This is a genomic window from Chitinophaga terrae (ex Kim and Jung 2007) (assembly GCF_900107795.1).
In the GTDB taxonomy this organism is placed as follows: Bacteria; Bacteroidota; Bacteroidia; order Chitinophagales; family Chitinophagaceae; genus Chitinophaga; species Chitinophaga terrae.
In genome coordinates this window covers 123,738-146,934 of sequence record NZ_FNRL01000002.1, presented here as the reverse complement: position 1 = coordinate 146,934, position 23,197 = coordinate 123,738, and the positions used below count along the sequence as shown (strand labels likewise).

The following is a 23,197-nucleotide window of genomic DNA, read 5'->3' as shown; positions in this document are numbered from 1 at the left end:
CTAACTTTAAACTGACAATATGGAAAAACAGAATTTCGATTTTGAGGCATTTAAGAAGCAGGCTGCTACCCGTTTGAAGAAGGGTGACACGCTGCTAGGTAAGGATGGGGTGCTTACTCCATTACTAAAAGAGTTCCTAGAAGGGGCTCTTGAGGGTGAACTTGAAGCACATATAGAAAATGATATAGAGCCCAATAGAAAGAACGGGAAGGGCCATAAACAAGTAAAAACCCCGATAGGTACCGTTGATATCAATCCTCCCTGGGATTGTAATGGTATATTTGACCCCGAACTGATCCCCAAACGTCATAAGACCCTTGGAGTCGACCTGGATCGCCAGATCATCGCCCTCAATGCTCGGGGAGCCAGCTATAGCGATATTGGAGACCATTTGATGGATATGTATGGAGTGGAGGCTTCAACAGCGACGATCAGCCGTGTTACCGACAAAATACTACCCCTCATTCAGGAGTGGCGTAGCCGCCCGCTGGAAAGGGTTTACCCTTTTGTATGGCTGGACGCTATCCACTACAAGGTACGTCATGAAGGACGTGTAATCAGCCGGGCTGTATACTGTATTATCGGTCTTAACCAGGAGGGTTACAAAGAGTTGTTAGGTATGTATATCGGCGAAAATGAAGGAGCTAAATTCTGGTTACAGGTATTGACAGAGCTGCAAAATCGTGGGCTGGAAGACATGTTTATTGCCTGTGTAGATAACCTGCAAGGCTTTGCCGACGCAATTGAGAGCATCTTCCCGCAAACAGAAGTCCAGCTTTGCATTGTCCACCAGATCCGTAATAGTCAAAAGTATCTATCCTATAAGGACGTTAAACCTTTTATGAAGGATCTTCAAAGTGTATACCGAGCTACTACGGTAGAACTTGCAGAACGTAACCTGGCTCAGCGTATAGCTTAGGTAGCTATTTTCAGTATAATAAAGAAATGCGGCGGATTATGTACACTACCAACATCATCGAAGGCTTTCTCATCGTCAGCTCCGCGCGATCACCAAATCAAAAGGCGCCTTCCAATCGGAAGACGCCCTGATGAAACTACCATTCCTGATACAGGAGAATATCTGTGCTAAATGGAACAAACCTGTCCATAATTGGAATCAAACTCTTGCCCAGTTATCTATTATCTTTGGTGACGGGCTCAAACTCAATCTTTAAACCACTGACACACTTTATGTAATACTACCTCATTTGCCTAAAGCAAACAGTCATAAGGGAGACGCTTTATGACGAAAAAAGATAAATAGGCTGTTTTATTTATGATAAAACTGAAGCGTATTTTTCAGTTCCTCATATTTTACGCTGCCATTTTCACTAATCCATTTTTCCTTCAACATCTCATATATATCCGGCTTGTGAATTCGTTTGCCAATATAAAAAGGATACCTCACTTTTGAGAAATTACTTTTGAACTGAAATAAAGAATCATTCTCAGAATCAGTAAGGCCACCACCAAAGTTAATATAACTGACTCCTCTCATGTTCGCCCATTCACTCATGCTTGTTAATAACAGATTAGTAGCCGGTACCTTAGTAAATAATAAATTCCTGGCAGATAAAAAATAAGTCAATATGTTTCCACTTAGAAAAAATAAACCAGCAGCATATAGATGTTGTGCGTCTCGCACTACTGCGAGCAAAAGATTATCACCTAGCTGATGCTTTAATTTATTTAAATAATCGTCTTTAAAATAATAGTACTCTTTTGCATTAGCATTCCGCATGGTTTGATAATACATTTCAATAAACTGATGAATGTAACTATTATAATCAACAATTTCACAAAATAGCCCTTCTTTTTTCATTTTCCTGACCAAATTCCGATTTGTATTGCTAAAACTATGATCCCATATTTCCTGCCATTCACAACTGGTATTGAGCATCACAACCGTCCTGTTCTTAATATTTGAAATGTTTTGCTTAAATTTCATTCCATTCCCCACATTGTAAATTGGGTGGTACCTGATAAATTCGGATACCATTTTTCCTTGCGTTACAACATAATCAAGAAATGCCTTTTCACCTATATCAAAAAAAGCGGCATTGTTCGAATATGGTCCACAATAGCCGTAGGGAGAAGTTATGTCATAGTAATTATTTTCAAATTCTTTTTTTATATACGGATAGATGAAAATCGAGCTTTGATCATAACAAACAAATATTTCATAAGTCCCACCATGCATAAACGCATCTGCAGCCAAAAAAGAGGGTTGATAATAGATATCTAATTGAAGATGAAATCTTTTAAGTAGCGCTTCATAAGTCAAAGCACTCTCTGAATTAAAAATCTGCCAAAGCTGCATATACTTGAATGTGTAGCCAAACAAACAATAGGATTTTATTCCCATCTAACTATCAACGTCAAGTATATCCGCCCCCCTCTATGCTATAAGGTTTTTTAACAAAATATAATTTGCTAGCTAATTAGCTTATTTCTCACCGTGGCAATCCCAACATTCTAGGACTACGTAGAATGGCATCTCGAAAGAATTACTTTGATGCTACTATAATAAATTCACTAATAGTAACGCCTCCATCATGAGAAGTATAATCAAGCGTGTCTACTGATTCAATATTAAAAACAGCTCCGTAAATCTCCCTGATAGATTCTCTATTGCTTAGCCGGGTAAATCCTTTCCCCGCAAGCGGGCCGTCGGAAGAATTGGTATATTCTAAGGCAGTAAGTTCCTCATAAAATTGTCCCAAATACATCTTGTCAGAAAAAGTACGACTAAAGAACTTACCATTCCTTTTTAATACTCTTTTAATCTCTTCCAAAATTCTCTCAGTACTCGTCCGGTTGTTTGCATACAAGCACTCGACATCGATGACGGCATCAAAGGTCTCAGTTTCGTATGGTAGTGAAGATATATCACCGCATATTAGATTTGAAGTAAGACCTTCGGCAGCCAACCTCTTTGTAGCGACATCTATAGCCACGGAGCTACCGTCTATCCCATATGTCTGGAATCCTTCTCTGGAAATAAACCAAATATTAGCCCCTGTGCCACATCCCACCTCAAGTATTTTAATAGCTTTTCTGTCTTTTTTATAAAAATTCCTGGCAATAAACTGAATTACACTTTCAGAAGGATATTTACCCCATTCCTGATTTAAAAAGACATTATCCCATATTGGATCCCAACTTTTCATATGAAACAGATTATTTTTTACCAAAATACGTATAATTGAGGACAATGCCTTCTGAGCGGATCAAAATTTAAATTAATCCAGATTCATAGTCCAGTAAATTCTTCGTCGAATCCAATGCCTTACTTCTTGAATTTTCAAAATCCCTTTATCTTACCATTTACCTCGCCGAGACACCTAATAGATATAGATTTTACCAGTAAACTTCTCAGACCCTTTTCAAGAGGCAAATGACCAAGCATAAGCGTCTTGCATGACTATTCGTCATCGAGCAACTACCTCAAAAACGAATGCTAAAGGGGTCAAAGGCGGTCTATCTTACGGAAAAAATCTGAATTACCAGTTCCACACTTAATTACTCATGTATTATCAAAAATCACAACACCTAAGGCGAATCTAAACAACTAAGTACGTGGGTAACCATATACCATCCGAAGATAATGCTCTTTAAGGAGCGACTGGAAGTAGAAAGCAGTAATCATAATTATTGCAGCTATACAGAGAAAGACTGGATGCGGCCACCAATAGTAACCCATGATGCATAACACTATGTAACGGGGAAACTCCAGGTAGAACACCCACTGTTTTTGCTCCATTATCGCCCCGCAGTTAATCAATGTAAGCAAGATCAGTAAGGTAATACCCACCTGCACCGGAACGGGAACATACTTTTCAAATAAAATAAAGGTGAATAACACTACCAGCGTACATACGATCTGCCATAAAACGTAGTTGTATAACTTAGTGGAACTGCCCTTCTCTTTACTTTGAACTAGATAAATTCGCTCCAGTTCTCCCCTGGCTGCAGGGTCCACATAGTCTGGCTTTCCGAATATTACCCTTAACCGGTTACGCCAACCGCTGGTCCGGCGCACTGTGTACAGCATTTCCAGTATAAAATGAAAATGTTGCCATAAAAAGCTGTTGCTCTGCAATGGTTTGGTGAGTCCATACACCGGTTCCTCTGTTTCTTTAACGAAGGTACCGAACAGCTTGTCCCAGATAATAAATACATCTCCATAATTCTTATCCAGATAAGCAGGATTACTGGCATGATGCACCCGGTGATGAGATGGCGTTACCAATATATATTCGAGTATTCCCAGCTTCCCAATGGTGCGGGTATGTATGAAAAAGGGGTATAAGCCATGTACCAACAGCATGCTGGTTATCATAGCAGGAGGAAAGCCGATGATCGGTAATACCGCCCAGAACCCGGTGCGGATAAATGCCTGGAATACGGTGATCCTGGCGGAAACCGTGTAGTTGAACTCCTCGCTCTGGTGATGTACCACATGCGCACACCAGAATATGCTTACCTCGTGCGCCAAACGGTGGTACCAATACCAGATAAAATCAGTGCAGATCAGCAAAGCTACCCATAGCAGCATGCTCGGTTTGATATCGAATATCCCGAACCGCCTGTGCAGGTATTCGTACACGAAATAAAAGATACCCACCGTAAAAACATCTAATAACCGCTCCAGGATCCCGATACTCAGATTCGTTACCGAGTCATTAAACCTGAAATAAGTTTTTCCCTGCCGCCTGGAAACGAGGTATTCCAATCCTATAAACGCCAGGAAGAATGGTACTGCGAAGGCCAGATAATTTAAATGCACAAACAATCAATTTTAATTTCGGAATATGCAAGACATAGGTGATTACACGGCGCTCCTGCCCCGTATATCAGTTGTATTTATGTTGTTGGTGGTGGTAAATTTTTACAATAATAGAGAAATAAAATCAAATATCCTACCAAATAAGTAGACTAATAAAATGAAGGTGAAATTCTATTATTCAAAATCTTATTCTTCCCTTAGGATATAACTTGTGCTTCGGCCTCCGGCAGGTTCCTTAACCAGCAGACCACGCTCTACTAAATCCTGGAGATCACGTGTTGCCGTATCTGAAGAAACTTTGGTAATCTTCGCCCATTTACCCGAGTTAAGCTTTCCGTCAAAACCATCCAATATTTTATTGAGCATAAGTTTTTGCCGCGCGTTGACCGTTTGAGTTGCCGGACGTTCCCAGAATTTTGCTTTTCTAATTACGCCTGCCAGAGTGGTTTCGGTATCAGTGATGGCACGGTCAAGGCACTGAATGAACCAATGAAGCCATTCCGTGATATCTAATGAGCCTTTTTGGGCGCTTTCCAATTTATTATAATAGGTTTTTCGTTCTGTCCTGATCTGCTTCGACATACTGTAGAAACGCCTGGAACTTTCGTCCGCCCGCGCAAGCTGCATATCCATAATAGCACGGGCAATACGACCATTCCCATCCGCAAACGGATGGATCGTTACAAACCATAAATGTGCTATAGCTGCTTTAATGACAGGATCTATTTCATTTACAGTATTAAACCAATCGAGGAACAGAGTCATCTCTCCATGCACCTTCTCTGCTTCCGGAGCCTGAAAATGAACCGTTTCACGACCTATAGATCCGGATACCACCTGCATAGGGTTTTCTTTCGAATTAGTGCGATACCCGCCCACTACAATCCGACGTATTCCACTTCGTCCTGTTGGAAATAACGCTGCATGCCAGGAGAACAACCGCTCTTCCGTTAACGGGGATTCATAATGCTGAGTAGCATCTAACATCATCTCCACAACTCCTTCTATATGGCGATCGGATTGCACCAGTCCTGCTACCTCCATTCCCAAATGCCGCGCAACTGAAGATCGCACCTGTTCGGGATCTAAGATTTCCCCTTCTATTTCGCTGGATTTTAAAACATCCAATGTCACATTTTCCAATGTAGCCTCGTCCTGGAGGGAATACCCCAAGTTGCCCATCCGGCCCAAGAGCTTGCCATGCCTATAGCGAACCTTCGCCAACAGCAGAACCAAGGCCTCGCTGTTCCAATGAAAATCTGGCCAACCTTTTCTCTGATAAATATACATTCCCCGCAAATATTGCGTTGAATATAGCACATATTCTCCGCATGGCCAACTATTTACCGCATCACTTGCGGCAAATAGTTGGCCACTAATAGAATATTCTCTGCCGCTAATCCTCCGCCGGACCACCATCCGCCATCCTCACATACTTTGGCGTAAACTCCCCTATCACTTCCACTAACTCCGACTGAGCCGACATCACCTTCCGGATATCTTTATATACCGCCGGCGCTTCATCCAACCCGCCGCCTAGCAACACCACACCATGATCGGCCAACACTTTCCTCATCTCATCCGGCTTGATCTGCGCTTTCGCAACGTTTCTCGACAATACTCTACCGGCTCCATGGGAGGCTGATTGCAGGCTGGCTGCCACACCTTTACCTTTTACAATAAATCCAGGCGCCGTCATAGAACCCGGTATGATACCCTGTGTCCCTTCGGCCGCAGGAGTCGCGCCTTTTCTATGCACGATCACCTCCTGCCCTTCATACAGCTCCTTCCAGGCAAAATTGTGATGATTCTCTACTCTTGCCAGCAAAGTAGCGCCGGTTGCGTTTATCAGCTTCCGGTGAATAACATGATGACAGGCAGAGGCATAATCGCCGGCTAACGTCATAGCCGCCCAATATTCCTGCCCTTCCGCGGTATTCATATCCAGGTAAGCCAGGTGCTTATACCCTTCCGGTAATTCGCAAAGCTCTTTTGCCAACCGGGTATAGTGCCCGGCTACCTGCGCGCCCAAACCCCGGGAACCCGAATGCGATAACAGGGCAACATACTGACCAGGCGCCAGGTTCAACTCCGGCTGCGCTTCAGTTATCGTTACCACTCCCCATTCTACGAAGTGATTACCGGAACCGGAAGTTCCTAACTGCCCGGCTGCTTTATCAAACAATTGCCTTAATAACTGGGTTTCTTTAAACTCGGGACGGGCCAGTACTTCATGATCTTCCCGCTTCCTCCATTCGGCGCCGGCCCCAAATTTCGTATGCACGTTCAGCGATTTCACATAGGTTTCCTGGCTGGCCTTCAGGCTCGCAACCGGCAGGTCCAGGATACTCAAACACATTCTGCACCCTATATCCACACCTACGCCATACGGGATAACTGCCTGGTTAGTGGCTAATACGCCGCCAATAGGCAAGCCGTAACCCGGGTGCGCATCCGGCATCAACGCGCCGGCCACTGCAACCGGCAGCTTAACCGCCTGGTTGATCTGCTTCATGGCGTTAGGATCTATATACTCTTCGCCATAGATCTTATATGGTACAGGCTCCGGTAATAATGATACGGTTTTATTATCCTTAACGGATAACAACAACGCCGCAGCTTCCGATAGTTGTACATCTTCAATAAAAGCAGCAGGATCAGACAACAGGCGTTTTAACAGGCCCATTACCTCGGCGCTGCTATGCGCTGAATAATGCTGGTTAACTGCTTCTATTAAAACCTTGAAAACCGGGCCTTCCGGGTAACCTAATTCCAACAGGTCGTTACCTGTAATTGAAAAAATTGACATGGGTTAAATATAATTCTAATTAGGGGTTAATAATTAAGGGTTCAACAAACAATAAACGAACCGGGGTTAACAAACAACAAATGAAACCGGGATTATAAACATGGACGTTTTTTTGAGATCACAAACAAGAATCCGGGGTTTCTTAACAATGAATATTTGGGGTTAAAAACAAAGGATTCCTTACTTACATCACCATTTCACCTGATGTTCGTTTAAAACCGATCACCTGCTTAGGTATCTCGTACGATGGTTCGTGCTGGTTAGCTATCTCCGCAATGGTCATCGGCCTGTTTATAATTTTATCATATCCCAGGTGCGATGATAACTTCTGCGCTTTCTCTATCGGCAATTGTTTGAACTCATACTTCGCTATCAATCTTCCTTTTCTCAACAGCGCATTATCGATCGCCGACAACTCACTGTTAAAAGAACAGATCAATTGGATGTTAAGGCAATCTGCCAACAAACCGTCTGATAAGTTCAGCAGGTTGGAAACTGAAGAGTTCCCAAACTTCCTGTCCATTATCACTTTCTCCGCATCTTCTATTACTACCACACTGTTCGGATTGTCTATCAGCAACTCCATGAACTCGGGGTTCATTATCTCTTCCGCCAGGTCGGGCGATACGAATAAAACCCGCTTCCTGATCTTGCCTATCAGGTAGCGTATATACGTAGTTTTACCTGTACCGGGCAATCCATGCAACAGAACGATCCCTTTGTCTTTATCCTTATTCAAACGCTTCTGGATGGTTTTGTCTATCTCCACGAAGTCGTCGTCATAATACAGTCCCAGATCCAGCTTCGTGCGCTTGATCTCCAGGCTTTTCAGTTGCAATCCCCTGCGCCCGCTGGTGATCAGGTTTATTTCCTGCGGTTCGTTGCGTTGTTTTTGTTTATGCTTTGCCGTTAGTTCTGTAACAGCTTTCAAAAACTCAGGCGACTTGCCATCATGCAGGATCTCGCACCAAGTGCTCCAGAAAGCGACAACAACCCTGTTGTTCATCACTGCTATAAGCTGCGAATGTTTATACCGCTTCTTTTTATTATCATAATCGTTATACCGGTGAATATGAACGATGTCTTTTTCGTAAGCTTTGATGAAAGCAGCGGAAGCCTTTTCTCCATCTATTTCATAGATATTGCTGATGTTTGCAATGGCGTCGAAATAGTAAGTATAAACGCCTTTAGGCGCGAAGAACTCTCCATCTGTTATTTCAACATTTTTATTAACTAGTTGCTTCATGTTTCTTTTATGTTGCTTGCCTGTTCGATAGGGATTTACCCGGGCGCTAAGCCCGGCGTAAACCATATCTGTTACAGGGTCAAAATTACAGGCTTCTTGTTGCCTGTTTACAAGGGTTAATTCAAACAGAGACGAAATAAAACTTCTTTCTTTAAGGAAGAGCGGAGCAGGATTACTCCGCTTATCTGCTTTTTTGTGTGTACCTCCTCAAATAAATCTCTTGCTGATATTACCAATAAAAAAGCCCGGTCAGTATATACGGACCGGGCTTCTAACGTTAACGCATATATTACGTTAAGGTATACCTCGTCCGTTTAGCGCCGATCAGATCGGTGCTATCCATAAACCATTTACTGCGGCCGTTTTGCGACTGTAATACTATTGGTAACTTCATGTTGTAAGGACCAAAAAAAAGGCCCGGTCTCAACAACCGGGCCTTTTTCTGTTACTACAAATATTTTGCACTACCTGTAACTAAAAACGCCCGGAACCACCCAATCGCCCTGCATTGAGCAAGGAATTGCCTGGTTGTTATTTAGTTCAAAGCGTTTCATGATACTGAGTTGTTAATTTTAAATTTTACGACGCAAAGATAATAGCTAATATTCTGAATGCAAATTTTTTATGAGGTTTTTTCAGAATTTTTTTTTATGCTTTCTTTAGAAGCAGTTTCTGATTGCCGAAATCAACGGCTGTATCCAGCATCTGTAATAACGATTTCCACTTATCCGCCGTTTCAAAGTTGTGCTTGTACACTTTCCGGATGTGCAGCTTCAGACGCCCGTTATCCATCGCAGACGTAACAATAAATGAGCCGCATTCATTATCGACCGACTGATTCAACTTATCTACACCCTCCAATGTATAACCTTTAGGTACAACCAACTCTATCTGGTATTCAAAACTCCTGGCATATGGCTGGTAAACGTCTACCTTTCTATCTCTCTGCTCCGGCTTTACCTGCATTTGCCCGCCTATGAGTTTGCCGGCGTCGAGTATATAGTTATTGCCTGCTCTTTTTACCAGGCCATCAACAGTAAACGTTGTCGCATATACGAGATCAGGGTCGGAATGTCTTAAACCCATCTTCTCAACTTTATAAGCTGTCAGTTCTTTAGGCTTCATGTCGAACTGCTCTTCTATCTCTTCAAGAAAATCGTCTTTCTGCTCCTGGCGCGCCTTTTCAAACGCATTGGTATACTCTTCGGCCAGGGAGCGGTTTTTCCTGCTATCTGCAAATTCTTCCATAAACGATTTCTCTATTCCCAGTTGCTTCCTCTCCGATTCATAATAGTCTTCAAACCTCAGTAGCCGTTTTTGCTCGTCAGCCCGCAGATGTCCTTTTATCGTAGTTCTGCGGTTCATCTTCAGCAATTGCATATTGTCGTCAAACGTTATTTCCAGCTTTTCGATCTTCGTATTCTGCTCCGGTTTGCTGGTTCCTATTTCTACCTCATTAAATGCATTGACTTCATTATACTGCTTTTTGTTCTTCTTCAGTTCGATAAACGGCGCTTTCTGGCCTTCATAGTCTGAACTTACTTCCGCACAATTGGTAAATACTCCATCAGCGCTCAGGTAAATAGGTTTGGCGGTTTTAGTCTTCAGCATATACTCATAATCCCCGTTATTCAGGAAGTCGGCCGGGCCGGGACCATATCTTGATACTACAAACACATAATCGACCGGTACATCCATATACTGCATAACCTGGTGCAGGTAACCAAGGAACCTGCGGTTGTTGGGCACGGAATAGTTACGGGCTTTCCCTACCATGATCTTATCGGTCGCATCTACCCTGTAAAACACCAGGTACCTGAAAGCATAGTAGGTATAGTATGGCAAACTGTCTTCGGGTATCTTCCTGTTGGCCGTTTTTTCATATTGTTTCAACAGGTTCTTTACCTGGAACTTCAGCTCTGTCAGTGCAGGCTGGGTGCTGAAGTAACGATCAATGTACTCCGCTTCTTTCAGCAATACTTTTTTGGCTTCCATGGCATTGGGATTCTTGCGTATCTCGCCCGCCATCTGGTCTTGCTCCAATACAGTTCCGTAAGCGATAGACATCCGGATCATTGGGAGTTGGCGGTATGGCGACATCCACAGCCCAACAGGCGCATTCGGGATATTGCGGACCAGCAGGTCAAATTCCGCGCCCTCACCATTCCGCTTAACAATAAAGTCAGGCGCCCCGTTGGAAACACGATATCTTACGAAGTATTTATTGCTGATCTCTGCATGTACTGAATATTGCATGATAGGTTTATCATCTCCCAATAAGAAAAGCTGGTCGTCTATTGCACTGTTAAGATCCTTCTGTTCTTCAACCCTTACAAAATAATCGATAATGTCGCCCACTTGCAGATCCGGGATAGCCAGTTTGCTTTTCTCCTGTTTCCCATCCTGCTCATTTACCACTTCCTCATCTACATTTACTTCTTTTATTGCGCCGTCAGGCTTTATTACCCTTACCCCCATTATAGTGGTAGCCAAGCCCCGATGGAAGTATGAATTCAGGTTCCTGAACTTCTTGAAACTGAATTGTGAATATTCTTCCAGGGCGGCTTTATCATTAATTTTCACCATTTCCCTGAAGGTATTCGCATAATACAGGTCTTTTCCTCTTTCGGCCCTGACGTCATATCCCATGCTTTTCAGTTTCTTCGAACTGGAAACCAGCAGATAAATGTGCCGGGCAATCACCACAGCAGAGGATTTATTATCAGTTTTCGTACCTGCACCGTTCTTAAATGCGGGAATTTCCCAGGCCCAGACCTCTTGCCTTACATCGCCGGCCCTTTCTTTATAGGCCCTGATGTCCCGGGCTTTTTGTGCAAACAATGGTAACTGCAATAAGAGAATTACTGTCAGTAAATAGAATCTTGATTTCATGGTAGAGAGTATGACTACTTTTTAGTTAATGTGATTTGCTGCCTGTATGCGTTTTCCAGTGCCCTGATGTCTTCGTTCCATTGGGTAAATGATGCTTTGGCTAACCAGGGATTTCGTATGGTAAGCTCCTTATGATAGTTGATCTTGCCGTTACTAAGCTTATAAGATATGTTGAAAGAATACCCCAGCCTTTCTATTTTCAGATCTTCCGGCAAACTGCCGGCTTTATAACCTGTCGGCAGTTCCAGCGAGGTTTCTGATACGATGTGATGTTTATACCTGAAAAGCATATCCTGGGTTCTTTTGCTGGTATCAATGACCAACCCGGCCAGTTCTTTTCTGAAGTCCAGTTCCGTATAGAGGTCGTCTCCAAACCCGGTAACAGATTCCTGGTGCTGAAGCTCATACTGGATATCCAGTTGTTTATCCCAGGTTGCCAGGTCGGAGGTTTTCACTGCTGTGATCTTATATCCAGGGTTGCCATCGGCCAGGTACTGCACCAATGCGTCCTGCAGTTTTTCTTTCCTGGTTCCATGAACCTGCGATAAGAGGAATTCCCGGCTTTCGCCGTCCCACTGCTGTTGCACCTTGCCTGTAAGGGCGGTGCCGTCTATCCGCAGGTTTCGTTTTTCAAAACTGGAATTCTGATCCGGGTTCCGGGTAGGAACTTTATCCAGGATGAATTTATCGCCGTCTTCTATCAGCACCTGCCGTCCCTGGATGCGTTGGGCATATTGATCCAGGCCTATGTAAGTTTCAGTAGCATCCAGGAAATACCTTTTTCCTTTATAGTTAAGGGCGCAGATCATATGGTTATCAACAGACAGGCTGGGCGTCGAATAATCGTACGCAATGTGATCTGTACCGATCCAGCAGAGGCGTGCATCGTAACCTAACGACTTCAGCAAGCCGCTTGTCAGGTTAGCCATTCCTTTACAATCGCCGTACTTGTATTGCAGCACCTGTTGCGCTTTCTGGGGTTTAAACCCTGCAATACCATCTTCGAAGGCGATGTACCGGATATTATCCTGCACCCAGTAGAAGATCGCGTTGATCTTAGCCGTATCGCTGTTCAGGCCTTTCGTGATCTCTGTTGCTTTTGCTTTGAGTATAGTTTCATCATTCCCTATTTGCAGCACCAATGACCTGTACCAGGCATACAGATCGGCAGTAGTATTGAAGTAATTAATCCTGCCGCTTTTCAGATCAGCATATTTGCACAGTATTAACAGGTGCGGGTAAACGTAGGAAGGGCCTGGCGCCATCTTTTCACTTGCCCGCCCGGCCAGGTCGGAGGCCGTATAGGTATAAATATCTTCATCCCGTTTGCCGTTATACTCAACGGTTTTCTGGATGTTATACCCTGCAAAGTTCATTTCTTTGATCTCGAGCTTCATCCAGCGGGGAACAATAAGCTGGACTTCATGCCGGGATATATCGTAGCTTCCGGGGAGGTAGATCGTTGTAAAATAACGGGGGTCTAAAGTTGTCTTATCCAGCTCCACAACGCTTTCAGTGCCTTTCTTCTCCAGTGGCAGTTCCAGGCCGCAGATCCTGGCATCAGAATAGAAGATCCCATCTACTGCATAATTCTGGAAAACCGGTTTGATAGCTTTGTTCCTGGAGCCGTTGACATAGGCGCGTACATCTTCGATCGTGCTTTTGTCGTCATAAAATTCAACTACCGGAACAGTTGTTCTGAACAGGTTGCATTTGTAGGTAGTGGCGGAAGACTGGCGGATAACCACGGGGGTTTCCTTATTGCCTGTTTCGAAGTGGAAAGACTCCTGCTGGGAAGTAATAGTAATGTTCTTATCGCTGTTGCTTTGGGCGGCTAACTTCACTGTAAAGCATACCAGTACAGTACTGAGAACACATAGGTATCGGGGAAGTCCGGGCATAAACATCTGTGGTTTCAGTAAATATATAAAAAATAATACCACTATAACTAAAAAGCCGTCTCTACGCTGTAGAGACGGCCCTTTTATAAACCAATAAAAAAGGATTAACAAAAATGAACGGTTTGAAGGTCGACCTAACAAATTATATCATTACCGCACTTTCTTCGTATGCAGTCTGCACACGTTCCATCTGACGGATATGCCGTTCTATATGTTTAGTGAGGAAATAAATGTATTGGTAGATATCCAGCTTGCCCAAATGGTTGACAGACATATTGGTAAACACCAATACTCCTTCTCCGTTTTTAAGCAGTGACAGATTATACATACATTGTGCGTATTGTTGTTTCAGCAACGCTTTGATCTCGGACATATCTTTTCTGCCGGTGGGTTCCATGTGTTCAGGTCTTACCCAGCCAAAAGATTTGCTACCGATAACGTCTATCTGGTTGAATTTATCGTGATAGTCGCCTGGTACGATAACCGTATGTCCGTTGCGTTTGCGGTCGAGCGCCCTGCGGGTCGCCTTATTGATGATCAGTAACAGGAAATAATTGGTCATCGTGATATGTTCCAGTATTTCCCTGATACTCCATTGGTCAGTATCTGGTTTAAAGTCCAATAATCCTGGATCCTTTTCGAACCATTGATCCAACCCACTGAAATTGGTGAGTAAAGCTTCTCTTACTACCTGGATAACGTTTCTCATCGTCTTACTTTTTTGGGATTATGCACTTTACAAATTGCAGATACAATGGGTTAGCGCATAAATTCATTAATAAAAATTGATTGCCATTATTATGCCGATTTACTGTACAAAAAAACCCGGCCGTAACGACGGACCGGGTTATAATGCGTTGTAAAATACTTTACTGCATACAAGGTCCGTTAGGCATCTGCATTGCAAAGGCCTGTTGCTTGCGCGAAAGAGCACAAGGTTTAAATATTACAGTTATCTTTTGAATCTCTTTCAATGTCTTCATTTCTCAGTACTGCTTCAAAAGCAAAAAGTCCCACACTTCTTTCGAGTGCGGGACTTTTGTTTATATCGTTTGATAACTATCGTCTGTTAACAATCGGTGCAACATGCCCGCAATTCCCACTTGACCTGTTGTTTAAGACAGGCCGCCGCTGAAATTTGATATGTTGATAAAAGTTGCACAGTTAAATTTTATTGCTTGAAGCAAAGGTAATTTTTTTATTTTTTATTACACAAAAAAATACCTTACTTTTTTCTCCAACTTAACAATAAATTCAAATTGTGAATAAGCATGTTAATAAGTCTTCCTAAAAAAGACTCAGTTGAGAACTGGGCCTGCGAAATGCGCTGGTATTATATTCGAAGCGTTCCTGGTTTAACCCGTTCTTTTTTACATGCAGTTTAAACTGCTGACGAATCAGTTCAGCGATGTTGCCTGCTCCTGTCATCCTTCTTCCAAATTCACTATCATTCACATGTCCTTCGTGCATGCTTTCTATATGATGCCATACCTTATCCGCCCTGTCAGGGAAGTTCTTAAAGAGCCAGTCATGAAAGATGGTTTTAACGGCGTCGTTTAAACGCACAACTGTATACCCGGCAAACTTAGCCCCGTTTGAAGCGGCAGCTTCCAGTAACTTAGGGATCTCATGGTCATTCAGTCCGGGTACAATGGGCGCTGTCATTACCCCAACGGGGATGCCAAGGCTGCTTAATTCCTTTACTACTTTCAGCCGCTGGGCGGCAGTAGTGGTTCGCGGCTCCATTTTCAAACGCAGGTCTTCCTGCAGTGAAGTAATGGAAACGTGTACGCTGACGAGGTTTTCCTGGGCTAACTGCTGCAGCAGGTACCTGTCTCGGAGGATCAGCGAATTTTTAGTGATAATACCAACGGGCTGTTTGTATTCAATAGCCACTTCCAGCAATTGCCGGGTAAGCCACATCTTGCGCTCTGCCGGCTGGTAACAGTCGGTATTTCCCGACAAGGAGATAGGTTTCGGAACCCAGTTCTTATTATTAAGGAACTTCCTGAGTAACTCAGGCGCGTTATGTTTTACTATGATCTTTCTTTCAAAATCCAGTCCAGCGCTCAGTCCCCAATATTGATGCGAATTCCTGGCATAGCAATAGATACAGCCATGTTCGCAGCCCTGGTAGGGATTCATGGAGTACCACATTCCCACATCGGGACTGTCGACTTTATTGACCAGGTTGCGCGCATTTTCTTCAAAAAACTGGGTGGGAACATCCGACTGCCACCATTCATCGATCCCTTCAATATGTTCCTGTGCGTATTCATTGGCCAGGTACTTGTTCTTAGGGTTGATCTGCGCTCCTCTCCCCTTATAATAAGGTTGTTCTGACGGGTTTTCTTCAAAAGGCAAAGTCATACAACTAAATATTTTAGCAATAATACTAAAATATTTAGAATTTTCAGATAATTCCCATCTGCTTCATCAGGAATGTGGCGTTCTTATTGGTTGCCACGCCTTTACGTATCCTGTAATCAAAGAACAGGTTGTTATCCTGGATCGTACTTTCGAAGCAATAGTTACGGATCTGGTTGGGGTATTCCTCTTCCAGGTGCCCCAGTTCCAGGTCGTGGGTTGCGATCATCCCTAAACAGGAATATTGCAGGAAATGCTCTATCAGGCGCCGGGACCCCGACAATTTATCTTCCGAATTTGTTCCTTTCAATATCTCGTCGAGCAGGATAAAAACCTCAGCCCCTGTTTTCAGCTTGTTTATAATATGCTGCAAACGCAGCAGCTCCGCCTGGAAGTAAGAAGTATGGCTGGCAATAGAATCCTTGATCCGCATAGAGGTCATGATCTGCATTGGCGTACATACAAATTGCGCCGCACATACGGGGGCGCCGCACATCGCCATCAACAGGTTGGCGCCTACGCTCCTGAGGAAAGTGCTTTTCCCCGACATATTGGACCCGGTAATGATCAGGAAGCTATCCTGCTGCCCAACGCCCCCATCGTTCTTCACGCACTGGCTGGCCGGGATCAGCGGATGCCCCAGCTCCCGGGCCTGCAATATCCTGCCCGTTTCCCTGATCTCCGGGTAAGTATAGTCGCTGTGATTATAGGCGTAAGTGGCCAGGCTATTCCAAACTTCTATTCGTGATATGACATCAAACCATTTCAGGATATAGTCTTTGTTTTCAGCCTTCCACTTTTCGAGGCGCATTATACAATGCAGGTCATAAAGGAAACAAGTATTAAGAACAACGCCTACCAACAGGTTCAATCGCTGGTCAAAAGCGTTGCTGATACGGGCAAGTTTATGCAGCGCTTTATCTGCCTCCGCGGCTTGTTGTTGCTGGGCTGTTAATAGTTTGGAAGAATGAAATTTGCCCTGCCTGATCAGCCGCAGCAGGATGGAAAACTTATCCATGATGCGTTCTTTATGAGAGATCAGGAGATATTGTTCCATCACATCTTTAAAATACTGTCTTAAGATCAACACATTGATTGCTATCATCCCCAAAAAGGGAAATACCATTCCTGAACTCAGGTAAAGGATGAAGGTGAAGATCACCAGGGCCGGCGAGGCCCACATAACCACTTTAACAAACTTGTTCTGCAGGAACTTGAACGGCATTTCCAGCCAGGCTTTGATCTGCCGGGTATCGCTGGCTTCTTCTCTGGCCAGGGATGCCTGGGCGGTAAATTCCTGCCTGAAATCCAGTTCCGGCGCCAAAGCCTGCAAAGCTTCCTGCACCGCCTTAATTTTATTAACCTCCAGGATAGGGTTCCTTAGACACTCAGCCAGTTTTTGCCTGCCCGAATAAGTGCCTGTTCTGTTGATATGCTGAAAAAGAGAAGAAGGGCCAAAAACATCCAGGTCGCTGCTGAAATCGTGTTTGTCGTCAATGAACTCTTTGCCATCGTCGAAGGTCGATTCCCAGGTCAGCGCCTGGTGAAGCTCCTTTTCATTCAGCTGCTGCAGCGCTTCCGCAAGCTGGATGGCCGATTGGGCTTTCTGATGACGCAATAAAAAATAAAGAAAACTAACGATACCGGCCGCCGCTATCAGCAGGTAAACTGCATTCATTTCATTCCTGAAATACATCACCACGCCCGTCACTATCACTAAAAAACAGAAAAGCCTTGCCCATGAAAGCAGGGCCGCCTTTTTCTTTTCTTCTGTCAATACTGTTTTGAAATGCGCTATCCGTTCCTGGTAGATCCGGGCTGTGTTCATATAGGCTAAACGTTTAGTTGGCTACAAAATAAAAGGGATTTTGTGAACAACCTCACAAAATCCCTTTGCAAATTATATAATATAAGATTACATCGCGTACTGGCGCTGCAGCAAATCAGGATGCTCCTGGCTTACTTTCAGGATCAGCTCTCCAAACAGCGTATTAACCCATGCAAACCAAGGGCGTGTATACTTTGTTGGATCATCTTTATGGTAAGATTCATGAATGAAACCGGTGTTGCCATCTGTGTTCCTTAAAGTTTTCAAGCAGGTGGCTATCTCCTCTTTGTCATGGCTGGTCAGCGCCCGCATAATGATACTCATAGGCCAGATGTAGTTATCGCCGGTATGCGGACTACCCACGCCATCGCCATATTTACCCCTGTAGAACCATGGCTGGAAATTGCTCCATACAAAATGACGGGAAGCCTGGTAAAGCGGATCGTCTATTCCTGTATAACCCAGGTAAGGTATAGAAAGCAAACTAGGAACGTTCGTATCATCCAGGAACAGGCGGTTGCCAAATCCATCCACTTCAAAACCATACATCATGCCCAGCTTCGGATGCTCTACGATCGCATACGCTTTAATAGCACGGTCAACTTCTTCTGCCAGTAAAGTACATTCATGTGCAAAGGCCGCGTCTTTATAGATCGTTTCGCTGATCTCTGCCAACTGGCGCAAAGATACTACCGCGAACATGTTGGAAGGAATGAGGAATGGAAATACTGTTGCGTCGTCCGATGGCCTGAAGATGGAAACGATCAGTCCAACCGGCTGCATAGGAGCGCCCCAACCGCCGTTAGGAACGGTGTCTGACTGGATAGGCGTATTGCGCTGGAACTTATAAGGTCCTTTACCGTCTTTACGCTGCTGTTCCTTGAATGTTTTTACGATCAGTTGGGCGGCGCGTTTGTATTTCTCATCAAACGGCGTTGTGTCACCGCTTATTTTCCAGTAGTTATAAGCTAAACGAACAGGATAGCAGAGCGAATCTATCTCCCATTTACGTTCATGCAGCTCCGGTTTCATATCTGTAAGGTCTTTGTCCCATTCGCTTCCGGTAGGGCCTTCGTTGAACGCGTTGGCATACGGATCGATCAGGATGCAGTTGGTCTGGCGGTTGATCACACCTACAACCATATCTTTCAGCTTAGCGTCTTCCTTTACCAAAGGCAGGTAAGGCCAAACCTGTGCAGAAGAATCCCTCAGCCACATGGCGTTGATGTCGCCGGTGATCACAAACGTATCTGGCTTACCATTCACTGTTTTATAATTAACAGTGGTATCCAGCGTATTAGGGAAGCAGTTTTCAAACAGCCAACCTAACTTGGTATCAGCGATTTGAGATTTAACTTTCACTATTGTCTTTTCCACGGCTTCGCTGGTAAATTTGCGTTTAGCCAGTGGCGGGCGTTGGGATGTATATCCGGCCCAGCCAAATACTGTTTTAGGCAGTCCAAGCCCTACAGCTCCCGCTACAAGGGCACTGTTCTTTAAAAAATCGCGTCTTGCAACCATAACGTTTTATGAATTTAATCCCCTAAAATAGAAAAGATATTTGTATTTGCTGAATCGATTTACCATATTTCACGCAGAGGCGCTGAGAAGGCAAAAGAGGCAAAGGATTTTTTTAAGGAAATTAAGAAAGAAGGAGAAGGAAGGAGAAAGAAGGAGAAAGACGGGGAAGGAATGATGGAGAAGATTATGTTATGTTGTGTTATATAATATAATGCAGTAATACAATCGATTCTTCCTTTGCTTTCCTTCTCCTTCTTTCTTTTCTTTCTTAATTTCCTTAAAAAAATCCTTTGCCTCTTTTGCCTTCTTAGCCCCTTTGCGTGACTACATGTTGCGCCGGTACTGGCCGCCCACTTCGTAGAGGGCGTTCGTGATCTGGCCAAGGGAACAATATCGTACGGTTTCCATCAGTTCTGCGAACAGGTTGCCGTTATTGATAGCTACCTGTTGAAGCTTTTTCAGCGCGGCGCCGCTTTGGGCCGCATGGCGCGCATGGAAGGCCTGCAGGGCGGCTATCTGGAATTCTTTTTCCCCGGTGGTGGAACGGATCACTTCCGCTGGTATGATGGTAGGAGAACCGTTTTTATTGAGGAAAGTATTTACCCCGATGATCGGGTATTCGCCTGTATGCTTCAGCGACTCGTAATACAGGCTTTCCTCCTGTATCTTATTACGCTGGTACATCCTTTCCATAGCTCCCAATACTCCTCCACGCTCGGTAATACGGTTGAATTCACTCAGTACGGCCTCTTCTACCAGGTCGGTCAGTTCTTCAATAAAGAATGATCCCTGGATGGGGTTTTCATTCTTCGCCGTACCCAACTCCCGGTTGATGATCAACTGTATGGCCATTGCTCTTCTCACGCTTTCTTCCGTTGGCGTGGTAATAGCCTCGTCGTACGCGTTGGTGTGGAGCGAATTGCAGTTGTCGTAGATGGCATATAAGGCCTGGAGGGTAGTCCTGATATCGTTGAAATCGATCTCCTGGGCATGCAGGCTGCGGCCTGATGTCTGGATATGATATTTCAGTTTCTGTGACCTGTCGTTCCCTTTATACTTGTATTTGATGGCCTTGGCCCAGATGCGGCGGGCCACACGGCCTATCACGGCATACTCGGGGTCCATGCCATTGCTGAAGAAGAAAGAGAGGTTAGGTGCAAAATCGTCGATATGCATCCCCCGGCTCAGGTAATATTCCACATACGTGAAGCCGTTAGCCAGTGTGAATGCCAACTGGGTAATGGGATTAGCTCCCGCTTCTGCAATATGATAACCCGAAATACTTACTGAATAGAAGTTCCTGACCTTCTGGTTGATGAAATACTCCTGCACATCTCCCATCAGTTTCAGGGCGAATTCTGTAGAGAAAATACAGGTATTCTGCGCCTGGTCTTCTTTCAGGATATCTGCCTGCACAGTGCCCCGCACAGTGCTCAAAGCATGGGCGCGGATCTTATCGTATACTTCTTTATCCAATACATCTTCTCCCGATACGCCTAACAGCTTAAGCCCCAACCCGTCGTTACCGGCAGGTAAGGCGCCGTTATAAATTGGTAAAGGGAAATCTTTGAACTTATCCCTTATCCGTTCCTGTACTACTTCTGTTAACCCGTTTTCTGCGATGTACTTTTCACATTGCTGATCTATAGCTGCATTCATGAAGAAAGCCAGCAGGATAGGCGCCGGACCGTTGATGGTCATAGACACGGAGGTTTTGGGATCGCATAGATCGAACCCGCTGTAGAGCTTCTTTGCATCGTCGACCGTGGCTATACTCACGCCGGAGTTGCCGATCTTTCCATAGATATCTGGCCGGATGGCCGGATCTTCGCCGTACAGCGTAACGCTGTCGAAAGCGGTAGAGAGCCGTTTTGCAGGCTGCTCCAGCGATACATAGTGGAAGCGTTTATTCGTTCTTTCGGGGCCGCCTTCGCCGGCAAACATCCGGGTGGGATCTTCTCCTTCCCTTTTCAGCGGGAACACGCCTGCTGCGTAAGGAAATTCTCCCGGCAGGTTTTCTGTCAACTGCCAGCGGAGTATGTCGCCCCATCCTGTATAGGCAGGAAGGCTAACCTTTGGTATGTTGGTATGACTTAAACTCTCTGTATAAAGAGGAAGTTTAATTACTTTATCTCTTACTTTAAACTCGTAAAATTCGGATTTATATTTCGCTACGAGGGCAGGCCAGTCTTTGATCAGCTTCATGCACTCCGGGTGTATGGCCTTTTCGAGATGAGCTTTGATATCGGCCAATGCGGAAGCCTGTTCTGGCGCCATGGCTATCACTCCTTCTACCTGGTATAATTGTGTAGCCAGTTTGCATTGTTCATCTACCCATTTCCCATATTCCGCTATGGTTTCCGTGATCTCTGCCAGGTATCTTACACGGGCAGGAGGAATGATCTGTGATTTGGTGGAAGTTGCCTTTACTGTTTCATGAGCCAGCGGGCCAAAGCTCACGCCGGTTTTCTCTTTCACTTTATTGATCACCTGTTCGAATAACTGGTTGATACCTGCATCATTAAACTGGGAAGCGATGGAGCCTACCACAGGAAGCGAATCTTCTTTAGCGTCCCAGAGGTTGTGATTGCGCTTGTATTGCTTGCGTACATCGTGCAGGGCGTCGAGTGCGCCTGCCTTATCAAATTTGTTGATGGCTATCACATCGGCGTAATCCAGCATGTTGATCTTTTCCAGCTGTGAGGCGGCGCCATATTCAGGTGTCATAACATATAAAGAAACGTCGCAGTAGTCGGTGATCGCGGTATCGCTTTGACCGATACCTGAAGTTTCAAGTATGATGAAATCGAAGGATGCCAGTTTGCAGATGTCAATCGCTTCCTGGATATGTTCGCTGATCGCTTTATCGCTTTCGCGGGTAGCCAGCGAACGCATATAGGCGCGGGGGTGATGAATGGAGTTCATACGGATCCTGTCGCCCAGCAATGCCCCGCCCGTTTTCTTTTTAGACGGGTCAACAGAGATCACTGCAATGGTTTTATCCGTGAACTGGTTCAGGTACCGTCTTACCAGTTCGTCTGTGACGCTGCTTTTACCAGCGCCTCCTGTACCTGTGATACCCAGCACGGGGTGTTTTTTATCGGCTGTTTCATTGGTCGACAGGTGTACTACATCACTGCCTCCTACTGTTACGGTAGTAGCGGACTTCTGCTGGCTTAACAGGGCCACCGGTAGGTCGCTTTCGGCCAGGCTGATAGCTCGGGCAATGATCTTCGGGTTTTTATGAGCCTGGAGTTCGGGGATCACAGACGGCGACATTTCAGGAATAGGCTGAACTGCTACATCGCATTTCCTGATCAGGTCTTCTATCATCCCTTCCAATCCCATTTGCCGGCCATCGTCGGGCGAATACAACCTGGCGATGCCATAGGCATGCAGTTCTTCAATTTCAGATGGCAGTATGGTTCCCCCACCGCCGCCGAAGATCTTTATATGGCCGCATCCTTTTTCCTGCAGCAGGTCGTACATATACTTAAAGAACTCTACGTGCCCGCCCTGGTAAGAAGTTACTGCAATACCCTGTGCATCCTCTTCAATGGCACAGTCTACTATTTCGGCGGCTGAACGGTTATGCCCGAGATGAATTACTTCTGCTCCTTTTGCCTGCATAATGCGACGCATGATATTGATTGCGGCATCATGCCCGTCGAACAGCGCTGCTGCTGTTACAATGCGAACCTTATGTTGTGGTGTATAAGCCATATCAAAAATAGTTTTCCGGGCAGGGCATTTACCCTAACCTAACTTGCAATTTACATAAAAAGGCCCGGAAATACCGGCCGGCAGCGGGATTCCGGATAATTAGAATTGTTTGAACGGAGTT

The 23,197-nt window shown here is 44.8% G+C and carries 13 protein-coding genes and 1 pseudogene; 1 reads left to right on the top strand and 13 read right to left on the bottom strand.

Translation table 11 applies throughout. The annotated features are described in order from the left end of the window. Positions 1-19 precede the first annotated feature (19 nt). A pseudogene (locus tag BLV62_RS02655) lies at positions 20-1,175 on the top strand (IS256 family transposase). A 95-nt stretch (positions 1,176-1,270) separates the two neighbouring features. Here BLV62_RS02655 and BLV62_RS02650 read toward each other — a convergent pair. The 13 genes from BLV62_RS02650 to BLV62_RS02590 form a co-directional block, all read right to left on the bottom strand. Next, positions 1,271-2,344 carry a peptidoglycan bridge formation glycyltransferase FemA/FemB family protein gene (locus BLV62_RS02650; RefSeq protein ID WP_168927782.1) on the bottom strand — a complete coding sequence of 358 codons (1,074 nt, stop codon included), beginning with the start codon at positions 2,342-2,344 and terminating at the stop codon, positions 1,271-1,273. 163 nt (positions 2,345-2,507) lie between these two features. Next, entirely contained in the window at positions 2,508-3,170 is a 663-nt protein-coding gene (locus BLV62_RS02645; protein ID WP_089758433.1) for a class I SAM-dependent methyltransferase, read from the bottom strand. A 401-nt stretch (positions 3,171-3,571) separates the two neighbouring features. Beyond that, positions 3,572-4,789: a sterol desaturase family protein gene (locus BLV62_RS02640; protein WP_089758918.1), complete on the bottom strand. Its 1,218-nt coding sequence runs from the start codon at positions 4,787-4,789 to the stop codon at positions 3,572-3,574. Between the two features lie 186 nt (positions 4,790-4,975). Continuing rightward, positions 4,976-6,079, bottom strand: a complete 1,104-nt coding sequence (locus BLV62_RS02635; protein WP_089758432.1) for a Fic family protein — start codon at positions 6,077-6,079, stop codon at positions 4,976-4,978. A gap of 106 nt (positions 6,080-6,185) precedes the next feature. Next, positions 6,186-7,598, bottom strand: coding sequence for an RtcB family protein (locus BLV62_RS02630; RefSeq protein WP_089758430.1), 1,413 nt, complete (start codon positions 7,596-7,598; stop codon positions 6,186-6,188). Positions 7,599-7,782: 184 nt separating this feature from the next. Further along, a complete protein-coding gene (locus BLV62_RS02625) occupies positions 7,783-8,844 on the bottom strand; it encodes an AAA family ATPase (protein ID WP_225889550.1) in 1,062 nt (353 codons plus the stop codon). A gap of 648 nt (positions 8,845-9,492) precedes the next feature. Continuing rightward, on the bottom strand, positions 9,493-11,736 hold the full coding sequence (locus BLV62_RS02620; RefSeq protein ID WP_089758426.1) for a DUF3857 domain-containing protein: 2,244 nt from the start codon (positions 11,734-11,736) through the stop codon (positions 9,493-9,495). 14 nt (positions 11,737-11,750) lie between these two features. Continuing rightward, the gene (locus tag BLV62_RS02615) at positions 11,751-13,637 is read right to left on the bottom strand and encodes a transglutaminase-like domain-containing protein (RefSeq protein ID WP_168927781.1); all 1,887 of its coding nucleotides are present in this window, start codon (positions 13,635-13,637) and stop codon (positions 11,751-11,753) included. A gap of 142 nt (positions 13,638-13,779) precedes the next feature. Next, positions 13,780-14,346, bottom strand: a complete 567-nt coding sequence (locus tag BLV62_RS02610) for a DinB family protein (protein WP_089758422.1) — start codon at positions 14,344-14,346, stop codon at positions 13,780-13,782. 578 nt (positions 14,347-14,924) lie between these two features. Beyond that, positions 14,925-16,007 carry a PA0069 family radical SAM protein gene (locus BLV62_RS02605; RefSeq protein ID WP_089758420.1) on the bottom strand — a complete coding sequence of 361 codons (1,083 nt, stop codon included), beginning with the start codon at positions 16,005-16,007 and terminating at the stop codon, positions 14,925-14,927. A gap of 43 nt (positions 16,008-16,050) precedes the next feature. Then, positions 16,051-17,832, bottom strand: a complete 1,782-nt coding sequence (locus BLV62_RS02600) for a MutS-related protein (protein WP_089758418.1) — start codon at positions 17,830-17,832, stop codon at positions 16,051-16,053. Between the two features lie 87 nt (positions 17,833-17,919). Continuing rightward, positions 17,920-19,353 (bottom strand): glycoside hydrolase family 125 protein, encoded by a 1,434-nt coding sequence (locus BLV62_RS02595; RefSeq protein ID WP_089758416.1) that lies wholly within the window; start codon positions 19,351-19,353, stop codon positions 17,920-17,922. Between the two features lie 324 nt (positions 19,354-19,677). Beyond that, positions 19,678-23,076 carry a methylmalonyl-CoA mutase family protein gene (locus BLV62_RS02590; protein WP_089758413.1) on the bottom strand — a complete coding sequence of 1,133 codons (3,399 nt, stop codon included), beginning with the start codon at positions 23,074-23,076 and terminating at the stop codon, positions 19,678-19,680. Positions 23,077-23,197 lie beyond the last annotated feature (121 nt).